Below are 11,904 nucleotides of genomic sequence, written 5' to 3' on the forward strand. Positions count from 1 at the left end.
TTGAAAAATGAGTAATTGTAATACAATAGTGAGCGTTTTGACTTCTAATGGCAGCGACCAAAAGCAGCGCTATATCAACGCATTGCATCCCGAAAATATTCAGCTTAATAATTTTGAATTAACAGACTGGATCTTATTTGCTTACAATTTCTCAGAATTTGTAAATTATTTTGACACTTCTAATCCCGAATCTTCCTCTAAAAATTGGAAAGCTTTTTTTGATTTCTTCCAACTAAATGATAAAAAACCATCTGTAGAAAATCAATTAAAACTGGATCGCATAAAAAAAGAACTTCTTGATTTAATCGAAACCTCTAAACAAGAATTTTCAGTTACGCCTCATCTTACTTTATTTCTAACTTTTTTGATGCTGTTAGAAAACAGTAAAAAAAGATATAATAACCTGACCAAAAGACATCTTGATTTTTATTACAACCAAATTTTAAAAATCGAAAAACTTCCTGCCGATCCCGATAAAGTGTATTTAATTTTTGAATTGGCTAAAAATGCCATTCAGGAAAAAATTGAAAACAAAACTGCCTTTGACGGCGGTAAAGATGCTACAGGAAAAACGAGAACTTATTTTTCTACTAATGAATTAATCGCCAGTAAAACGATAGTTTCCTCTTTAAAAAATGTTTACAATGACGTAAATTCAAAAAAAATAATTGCGTGGCCAATCGCCAATTCTTATGACGGTTTTGGAAAAGCATTTCCAGATAAAAACAATACACAATGGTGGCCTTTTGGTTCTGTTGATGACGATACCATCTCAAACGCTGTGCTGGGTTTTGCCGTGGCTTCTCCTATTCTTTTACTAGCAGAAGGCAAACGAACTGTACAATTTTCTTTTACTTTTCAAAATAATATTAATATAACTCCAGCATCTATAATAGAATGTTTGAGACTGCAGTTAACAACAGCAAAAAAATGGTTTGATGTTCCTGCAATCTCTTCATCATTACCTATCAAATCAGGTGCTGCATACACCACTTCTGTCAGCGGAAAAATCATGAAAATTGCTTTTCTGTTAGACGAAAATGTAGATGCAATCACAGGATATGATGCCAAAGTATACGGCGAAGAATTTGCAACACATCTTCCTGTCGCAAAATTTTATTTGGATTTAACCAAAGCCAACGGTTATGACCTGTACAAATCACTGGCTCAAAACAGATTAGATAGTTTCACTATCAATATCGATGTTCAAAATATTCACAATACAGTTTTAGAAAATGATAATGGTCTTATCAATTCTTCAAAACCATTTTATCCTTTTTCTACACAGCCGGTTATTGGTTCTAATTTTCATATTAAGTACGACGAAACTTTATCTAAAAACTGGAATAGTCTAAGTGTTGATCTGCTTTGGAAAAATACGCCTGCGAATTTTGTCGAACATTACAAAGCGTATAAAAGCACCGCGGTAAATACCATCAGCATCAATAATTTTAGAAGTTATTTATTAAACGGAATTAATTTTCAGCCTGCAAATGCTATTGTGACTTCTAATGATTATTTTAAATATAATCTGGCCATTTTATCCAACAATATATGGCAGAATTATAACGCTGGAATTTCTCTTTTTACAACAACAAGTCCGTTTAAGACCACTTTTAATATCAACAACAATAGTTACAACACCAAAAAAAATGGTGAGTTAAAACTAACATTAGCAACTTCATTTTTACATCATTTATATGCCAAATCGTATGCATTGGCGCTTTCTACGGAAGATAAAAATGTTGCTGTTCCAAACGAACCTTACACGCCTTTAGCAGAAAATCTAGTTTTAAATTACACTGCATCTGAAACAACTGATTTTATAAAAACGGGCTCGCAGACTTTTGAAACAGTTTATACAAAAAATGCGGCAAAGTTATTCCACCTTCATCCTTTCGGCTATTCTGAAGAACACAGTTATTTAAAATCACTTTTAAGCTTTGTAGAAAATCAGAATTCTTATTTGATGCCAACTTATTGCAAAGGCGGCGAATTGTTTATTGGTTTAGAAAATGTACAGGAATTAGAACAGATTACGCTGTTATTTCAGGTTTTGGAAGGAAGTGAAAATCCGTTGACGCCTTCTTTTACAGGAAAACAAAAAATAGAATGGTCCGTTTTAGGAAATAATGAATGGCGCATTCTTAATTATTCCGATATCCTGCTGAATGAAACCGACAATTTATTACAATCTGGAATTTTGAAATTCAGTCTTCCAAAAGAGGCAACTCAAAACAATACGAAGCTTCCAAAAAATTATATCTGGCTTAAAGCCAAAATGCACAAAAAATTTGATGTAGTCTGCAAAGTAATCGGAATACATTCTCAAGCTGTTTTAGCCGTTTTTGAAGACAATCAAAATGATCTATCGCATCTTAAAACAGGTTTGCAAGCCGAAACTATTTCAAAATTAGTCCAGCGTTTAAGCAACGTAAAAGCGGTTACACAGCCTTACAATAGTTTTGATTATAAACCCGAAGAATCGGATCCGGAATACTACAGAAGAATCAGCGAGCGTCTTCGTCATAAAAACCGAGCGGTTACAATGTGGGATTACGAACATATTGTATTGCAGAAATTTCCCGAATTATATAAGGTAAAATGCCTTAACCATACCAGCGAAAAATCGTATCAGTCGCCCGGAAATATTACGTTGGTTGTGATTCCTGATACGGTAAACAAAAATGTATTTGATATTTATCAGCCTCGTGTAAGTACCGCTTTGCTTAATAAAGTCAAAAATTATATCGATCAGTTGAACTCACTTCATGTAACTACTTACGTCATCAATCCAAATTACGAAGAAGTTAAAGTGGATTTGAAAGTCAAATTTAAACCAGGTTACGATGAAAATTTCTATCTGCAGGAGCTAAACTCTGATATTATCAAATTTTTATCGCCTTGGGCGCTCGACAAAAATATTCCGATCACATTTGGAGTCAGTATTCACTCTAGTTCGCTGATCAATTATTTAGAAAAATTAGGATACGTCGATTATCTACAAGATGTAAAACTGCTAAAAAACGGAGCTTTATCCGATAAAATGGTTGTTCCGTCCAATCCGAAATCAATTTTGGTTGCAGCAAAAAACCATTTATTAAGTACCGATGTCAAACAATGTAGTGTCAAAATCATAGAACCAAAAGAAGAATGTCAACTGTAAACCAACATATCAGCATCCCGAAAAACGTCAACTCTAATGACGATATGAGTTTTGAATTTCTTCGAAAAAAAGGAATCGAATACATTGAATCATTAGGAAGCAAATTCTGGACAGATTACAACACGCACGATCCTGGAATCACGATCTTAGAAGTACTGTGTTATGCGATCACCGATTTGGGCATGAGAATTAATCTGCCTATCGAAAATTTATTAAGCAATAATTCTAAACCAATTGAAGAACAGTTTTTTACTGCTTCTGAGATTTTGCCAACAAAAGCTGTAACAGCTTTAGATTATCGAAAAATAGTGATCGACATTGATCCAGAAAAAATCAAAAACTGCTGGCTTCAAAGAGCAACTAAAAAATTATATATCAATTGTAAAGAAGGAAAAATTTCGCTTAAAAAAGAAGATTTTGCGGGTACATTAGAGACATTTATCAAAGAGTCAGAAATTAGGGGTTATTATACTATTTTAGTTGATTTTGCCTCAATTGAGCCTTCAGAAAAAAAATCGCTCAAAAATAAAATAATCGAAAAATTTCATGAAAACAGAAACCTTTGCGAAGATATTCTTGAAGTAAAAGAAATTGAAATTCACCCGATTGCCGTTTGTGCTTTAATAGAACTGGAGCCAGAAGCCAACGAAGAATACATTCATGCTTTAATTACTTTAGAATTAGAAAAATACCTTTCTCCTTCTATCAAACGCTATTCTTTGGCTGAAATGTTTGAAAAAGGGTATGCAAGCGATGAAATTTACGAAGGTCCTTTTCTGGATAACGGTTTCATTGATACTGCTGAACTCGAAAATTCGGCGCTAAAAACCGAAGTACGTCTTTCTGATATCATGCAGATTATTATGGGAATTGAAGGTGTGAAAGTCATTAAAGATATTTCGCTGAACAATTGCGAAGCCATAGACTCAGAAGGAAGTGTCTGGAATATCTGCATTCCCGCCAATAAAAAGCCAAGTCTTTGTTACAAAAGTACTTTGAATTTCAGCAAAGGATATCTTCCCGTTACAGTTAATAAAGTTAAAGCCAAAAATTATCTGGAAGAACTAAGAGAAGATCTTGCGTATTCACAGCAATATGCGTCTGAAAACAGAGAAATAAAAATTCCAAGAGGTCAAATTGTAGAATCTGATTTTTATACAAGTGTTGCCAATAACTTTCCTGAAAACTATGGTATTGGCGAAATCGGACTTTCTGAATCGGCAAGCCCGGAACGAAAAGCTAAAGCCAAACAACTCAAAGGTTATCTTTTGTTTTTTGATCAAATTCTGGCGAGTTATTTCAAACATTTGAGCAACATCAAAGAATTGCTTTCTATTAATAACAATCTAACGAATACCTATTTTACTCAGGCAATTTCTGACATGACGGGTTTTAGTGAAATTGTAAGTGAAGCTTATCTTTCTTCTACAGAAAAAAAACTAGACGAATCTTTGTTTGGTCATTTAGACGATGCTGTAAAAAGACAAAATCAGATAAAAGATCATCTTATTGCGCGATTCGCTGAACGTTTTGCCGAATATGCTTTTTTGATGAAATCGCTTTACGGCGCTGCATCTGATGAAATTGTACTTCAAAATAAATCTGATTTTTTAATTAATTACGATACCATAAGTTCACAACGCGGCAGTGCTTTCAATTATTTTAAACAACCTGCTTCCAATCTCTGGAATACGTTTAACGTAACAGGTTTAGAAAATCGTATTGCTGGTTTATTAGGAATCAAAGGCGACAGAAGTCCAGTTACAGGAAAAAGAGGAATCAAGAGAAAAAATATATCCAATTTATTTGTACAGTTTTACGATCCAAATCCAGGATCACTGCCAAAGACTTTTAAATGGAGAATTAAAAACAGCGCCAATAAAATCATTCTATCAGCAACAGAAGATTATGATAATCAATCGAGTGCAATTAAGGAAATGTATTTTGCAATCTTGAAGATTTATGAAACCACCGAAAAAGAAATCGAACATGAATTTGAAAAATTAATTCGAAACAGAAACAACGGAATCGCTTTTAAAAATACCATAATCAACACTTTTGAAGTAATAGAATCCGATACTGATAAGTTTTCGTTTCATATCATCAATCCAGAATTAGCTGACAATGAAAGTAATCCAGACAGGATAATCGCGCGTCAGTACAAATTGCATAATACTTTAGAAGAAGTAAAAACGGCGATGCTCGATCTGCTTACTTTTTTTAAAGAAGAATTCAGTGACGAAGGAATCTTTCTCGTTGAACATATTCTCTTGGTTCCAGACCAAAATCAAGTTATCGACGAAAGCTACTATATGCCAATATGTGTAGAAGATTGTGCAGAAGACTGTTGTATCCCGAATCCTTATTCGTTTAAAATCAGTGTGGTTTTACCGGGATATACTTTTCGATTTGCCGATGTCGATTTTAGAAATTTTGCCGAAAATGTAATTCGGCAGGAAATTCCATCTCATATTTTGGGCAAAATCTGCTGGATTGGTTACAGAAAAGATCACATTACCGCGAAAGACAATGATTTAATGGATTTTGAAAAAGGTTTTAAAAATTTTCTACTAGATAAAACCAAAGGCAAACAAGATGCTTTACCTCCATTCATCAAATCATTATCAAAATTAAACTCTATTTATCCAACCGGCACATTGTACAATTGTGTTGATGAAGAAGAAACAATTTCAGGAAAAATAGTATTAGGAAGAACAAATTTAGGAACATTATAAAAATACAAGGTCATGGCAGCAAAACTTTCCACCATTACAGGGCATTATCATAGTTATGTAGAGGATCAAGTGTTAACGCACTATCAGCTCAACGAGACTATTGATTATTTTGATGACCAAAACAGATTAAACAGATTATATCTTACCGGTACAGGGATTTTCTGTGGGTTTCAGGTTTCGACCAATGCGGGCTACAATACCGTAACGATAACACAAGGAACCGGAATCACGACAGATGGCGATTTAATCAAATTAAAAAAAGAAACCGATAAAGCTCAAGCCGAAAAAATCAAACAAAAGTTGTTTGAAGTAAATTTTCCGTCGATTAATTATAAATCCTATCGCTTGTTTGATAATGATAAAGGAAAATATACGCCATTTATAAAAACAGGCAATGAAATGTTGCCAATGTGGGAATTACTGCCTGAAAAAATTCCTGCTGCGCCATTAGACAGCGGCGAATTACCTTTAACTAGTTTTCCAAATTTAAAAGATCATGTTGTAGTCTTATATCTTGAAAATTATACTAAAGATGCATCGCTGTGCGACGATATTGACTGTTCTAATAAAGGCGGCGAAGAAATCTTTACTATCAGGGTTTTACTTGTTACCAAAGCAAGTGCAGACAGTATTATTGGTAAAAATGGTTTTCCAGAAAAAGACAGTTTATTTAATAAATATGATCTTTTCGAAAAATACAGCACACTCGAGGAAATGGGTGTAAAAAAAGTAATTCCGACTTTTAACAGTACGTCAACAACCAATCAGATCAAACAGCTTTTCAGCACAGTAGTAAACGATGCGGTTTTTCGAGTAGAATTAATTACCAATTTGGCGACTATTCTTTCGCAATTCGGGTATGCATCTCAAATAACAGCCATTACAAATCGTATCAATGCGTTGTTTATTGTTGACACGAATAATATTCCAACAGATATTCATTACAGATATGATTTGCTTAAAGATGTTGTGGCAACTTATAAAGAATTAAAAGATCTTTTTATACAGCTCAAAACAGAGTGCAATCCTCCAATTGGCTCTTTTTCTAAACATTTGCTTTTGGGAATTGTAGAAGATAATAATCGTTACAAAAACTATAGACATCAATTTTATAAATCTTCTGTTTTAGACCAAAACAAAACAGTGAACAATTTTGATTCTTTGGTCAGAAGACTTAAAAGTATGCTGGATAATTATCAGGTAACGGCAAATACTATCAAAATTACGCCTTCTAGAACAACTGGTAAATTAGGAACAAAATCGGTTCCGTATTACTATAATGTTGATGATAATTTACTGCACGCGTGGGATTTCGAAAAAAGCAGTCTTTATAATCATCAAGCCAATTTTAGCTATCATACCAACAATTTAGTTAACAACGATTACATCAGAACGCCTTTGAGCTTTTGCAGCAGCGATTTTGATTTTTATCGTATCGAAGGTTATTTAAATGACAGTGTTGAAGATGTTCTAACATTTTTAACTTCAAAGAGAATAGAATTCGGATTGGACTTTGATTTTTATATCCTGGATATTTCCGAAAACGCAGCCGATTTAAAAGTGCTTTTCAACACCAATTATTCTTTTGAACATAAAGGCGGCGTAAAAAAAGGCGGCACTTTATTATTACTAAAATCGGGACCAACGTTTATAACCGATTTTGCTATTGACGGAAAAATAAATCCAGACAGCGGACTCGGATGCTGTACCATTGTACAATGCATGTATCCTTGGATCAGTTCATTAAAATATATTAATAATCTATCAAGAAGTATTAAAGGCACACAAAGCCGAGTAAAAGGAATGCCGACACATTATGCGTTGAGTATTCGAAAATACAGTATTAATGGTGTAAATCTTATTACAAAACCAGTAATAATCAGGATTCCATTAACTGATATATTAACACGCCGACTTCATGTTGTAATGGAAACGCTTAATAAACAATTTCCAACAGGACTTTTGTTTGATTTTATTGAAGAAGAAAAGAAACTCAAAATCATGAAACTTGATAAAGATAAATTTGAGTTTGAGGTTCAGGATATTTCACAGAAAACAGTAAATCCGGTTTATTTGTTTACCGAAAACGGCATTTTAAGAGGCGGCAAAGTTTATCGTACAACAGGAATTACTTGTTCGATTATCAATGCACACAATCAAAATATTTACAAAAAAATTCATAGTCTTTACGATCCAATTGATAAAGATGATGATTACGGTAAATTTAATGAAGACTGGAGAAAATGGGAAAGATTGAGAAGACGTCTGATAAAACATGAAGTTACTTCTAAATTCCAAAGATTTATAGAAACTTTTCAGCAGTTTGAAAACATTCCAAGCGCTACACAAGATAAAACTGTGGCGCAGGAATTACGAGATATTGTGGGTCATATTCGTCAAATTAATCCAAAACTTACGGATATCTATATTGGCGGCGATTGGACAAACGGCAATTGGGTAAACAGCACCATGTACAATTATTATACAGCCAATTCAAAAAACACTAATGATGATTTGGTTTTGTTTATCAATCTGAGAAGAAAATTACACAATGAAGATCGCGTAAGTAAATACATGATTCATATCAATCCTACTGTTGCTGTAAGCGTAAGTCAATTTGCTAGTGTGATGAGTATGTATGCTGGAAAAGCGGAGTTTTATTTACAGAAACCAACAGAAGGAATCTTTGTTAAGATTAGCTGATAAAAACAGAAAAGCTTCAGACCAAATAAAGCTAGCGGGTCTGAAGCTTATAAGGGGTGCTTAAAACTATCGAGAACAAATGAACAGAAACGAGAAAAGAAGTATTGACTACCACTACACGAACTAAACACCAGCAAACAACAGAACCATGACCCAGTATTCCCTAATGGAAGTACCAAAGATAGAAATATTTTTTTTAATACCAAATAAAATGAAAGAAAATTTGCATAGTATTCAAAAAGTTTTTTTAGAAATAGATACAACCTCAATAAAGACGGCTGATTCTATCAAAAATAATCTTGCTGTGTTTCTTCAAAATGAAGTATTTCCTATACTGGAAAAGCATTTTAGTTCTGTTAAAAATATTGATAACCAAATAGTTCAAATAGAAAAATTAAATTTTACTATCGATTCTCAAAACCCAAAAAATGACTTTTCGCTCTTTAATATTGAAACGAAAAATGATATAAAAACCCAAATCGAAAAAGAAGTTCGAAAAACATTTTCAGAATTTGAAAATAAGATCCAAAATAAAACTGCCAATGTAAATTCTGAAATGCTTGTGGTTTCTCCAAAAGATAAACAAATCAAAACGCTGCTTCATTTTATAGAAAACGGAAACATGCCTTGGTGGATTACACAAATGGAAGAGATTTCATTTTTTGAAAATATTTCTTTTGATGAAATTCAAAATCAAAATTTTAAAAATTCATATCAACAACTCATAATGAAGAAAAAAGTTCAGGATAGAATCGTAAATCAGTTTTCTAATTATCAGATTGCTCTTTTGGGCAGTGTTTTTTCTAGTGCAGCTTCAAATACAAATCAGGAAAAACTTGCTGCAAATAAGATCTTAAAAATAATAGAAAACCAATCACATCATTTTAAAGCTTCTTTCTGGAAGATGATTTTTGAAGTTTGGAATAAGCAGCAAAAGTCTGCTCCTATCTCCTATTATTATGAAAACAAATCTTTTTTTTCTGCAAAGAAAATTTCTTTTGAGCTGTTTATTAAAAGCATAAAAGAATTCTCCAATCCAGAATTAAAAGAAGAAGATTTAAAGAAAATCAAAATCAAATATAATGATGTTTCAATCGAAAAAAGCACGGAAACGTCAACAAAACAAGAACAAATTACTTCAAAAGAAAATCCAAAAGTAGGAATTAAAAGTGATCTGAAATCAGAAAATATATTAAATAATGAACTGAAAATTAACGCAGATTTTGATGTTGATGAAGGTTTTAATTCAAAATCCTGCTATGTCCAAAATGCTGGTTTAATTATACTGCATCCTTTTATAAAAGATTTGTTTAAAAACTGTGATTTAATTGATGATAACAATTCGATCGTAAACAAAGAACTCGCTGCACATTTATTGCATTATGCCGCCACAAAAAAAGAAAATGATTATGAACATACAATGCTTTTTGAAAAATTTTTATGCGGAATTCCGCTAAGCGAATCCATCAAAAGAGAAATAAAAATTGATGATGAACACAAAAAGCACATAGAAGAAATGCTGAACGCTGTCGTTGAACACTGGTCCGCCTTAAAAAATACTTCTACGGCAGTTTTGAGAAGCGAATTTCTACAAAGAGAAGGAAAATTAGATTGGAGCGAATCGAGTCCGAAACTAACAATTGAACGAAAAACGCAGGATCTTTTATTAGAAAAAATTCCGTGGAATATCAGCATTGTCAAAATTCCGTGGATCGACAAATTAATTTATACCCAATGGTAATAAATATAAAATTATGAGAGCTTTTGAAAATAGAAAAACAGAAAAACATTCCTCTTCTACTTTTTTCGGACCAAAAATTCAGAAAAAAATAAAAACAGGAACGGCAGGCGATCAATTTGAAGTTGAAGCAGACCGCGTTGCAGATAAAGTTGTAAACAACAATTCGTCTCGTGGCGGGCTTTTGCAGAGTAAAGAAGAAGTCCAGCAAAAACCGATTTCGGAAACTATTACTTCTGTTCAGAATAAAGACATTAAAGAAGAAAAAGGGCCTGTACAAAAGAAATCTGATAAAAAAGAAGAGGAAAAACCAGTTCAGAAAAAAGGTAAGGAAGACGAGAAAGAACCTGTACAAAAGAAATCCGATAAAAAAGAAGAAGAAAAGCCGGTTCAGAAAAAAGGCAAGGAAGAAGAGAAAGAACCTGTGCAGAAAAAAGAGAACGAAGAAGAAAAACCGGTTCAGAAGAAAGAGGAAAAAGAAGAACAGGTTCAAAAATGTGCTGAATGCGAAAAAGAAGAACAGGTACAGAAAAAAGAACAAAATGGCGAAAGTGAAATCCAAGACAATGAACTAGAAGGAAAATTAAACAATTCTAAAGGCGGCGGAAGCGGTTTGGACAAAAAGACAAAACAAGAAATGGAAACTGGTTTTGGAAACGATTTTAGTAATGTAAAAATCCATACCGATTCTAATGCAGTACAAATGAGCGAAGAATTGGGAGCTCAAGCTTTTACCAACGGAAATGACGTTTATTTTAATAAAAACAAATACAATCCTGATTCTAAAGAAGGTAAACATTTACTGGCGCATGAACTTACGCATACGATTCAGCAGACTGGTGCCGTTCAAAAATCTGTTGATCCAAACGGAGCTGTCACTTCCGAGGATTTAGAATCTCCTCGCTTCAAAGGTGATTTTAAATTAGAACAGGCTCATGACGACTTAGGTTACCTTACTACAGGATCAAAAGGAGAATCTGTAAAAAAAGTTCAGTCTGGTTTAATGGATTTGGGCTATAAACTCCCAAAATTTGGCGCTGATGGCGATTTTGGAAGTGAAACAAGAGCCGCTGTTATAAATTTTCAATCCGATAATGACTTGGCCAATGATGGCGTAGTTGGTGTGCAAACCATTGGACGATTAGATGATATTTATGTTGGCAGAGGAAAAGGGAAAGGAAAAGGAAAAGACAAGGATAAAAAGAAAAAACCACCAAAGAAAAAAAATTGCGGTCCTCTGGAAACTTTCACTTTTTCATCTGAACCGGTTGCTATCCAAACATTAGAAGCAGACGCTGATTGCAAAACTTTTTCAATTGTACTGGCAACCACCAAAAATGGAACCGAAAATTACTGTCCGACTTATAATGTTGAAATTACTGATTCTTCTGGAAAAAGTTTTCAAAAAGGAGCGCTTTCGGTTGGCAAAAGTGTCACTTTGGTATTTATAGCGCCAAAGCCGGGTATTTACCATTTAATAATTTCAACATCACCAAAATGTGGAGCGGATGCTTTTTCAGGAATTGGAACAAAACAAAGAAAAAAGTAATATTTCAAATAAC

5 protein-coding genes are annotated in these 11,904 nt (G+C 33.3%); all 5 read left to right on the forward strand.

The features are described 5' to 3' along the window. The first annotated feature begins 7 nt into the window (after positions 1-7). Entirely contained in the window at positions 8-3,166 is a 3,159-nt protein-coding gene (locus ACFSC2_RS16705; protein WP_379815474.1) for a baseplate J/gp47 family protein, read from the forward strand. After that, positions 3,154-5,901: a hypothetical protein gene (locus ACFSC2_RS16710; protein ID WP_379815475.1), complete on the forward strand. Its 2,748-nt coding sequence runs from the start codon at positions 3,154-3,156 to the stop codon at positions 5,899-5,901. The genes ACFSC2_RS16705 and ACFSC2_RS16710 overlap by 13 nt, the downstream gene beginning before the upstream one ends. A gap of 12 nt (positions 5,902-5,913) precedes the next feature. After that, a complete protein-coding gene (locus ACFSC2_RS16715; RefSeq protein WP_379815476.1) occupies positions 5,914-8,604 on the forward strand; it encodes a hypothetical protein in 2,691 nt (896 codons plus the stop codon). Positions 8,605-8,815: 211 nt separating this feature from the next. Next, entirely contained in the window at positions 8,816-10,345 is a 1,530-nt protein-coding gene (locus ACFSC2_RS16720; RefSeq protein WP_379815477.1) for a contractile injection system tape measure protein, read from the forward strand. A gap of 13 nt (positions 10,346-10,358) precedes the next feature. Beyond that, positions 10,359-11,891 (forward strand): eCIS core domain-containing protein, encoded by a 1,533-nt coding sequence (locus ACFSC2_RS16725; RefSeq protein ID WP_379815478.1) that lies wholly within the window; start codon positions 10,359-10,361, stop codon positions 11,889-11,891. Positions 11,892-11,904 lie beyond the last annotated feature (13 nt).

This window comes from Flavobacterium artemisiae (genome assembly GCF_042678225.1).
GTDB classification, from domain to species: domain Bacteria; phylum Bacteroidota; class Bacteroidia; order Flavobacteriales; family Flavobacteriaceae; genus Flavobacterium; species Flavobacterium artemisiae.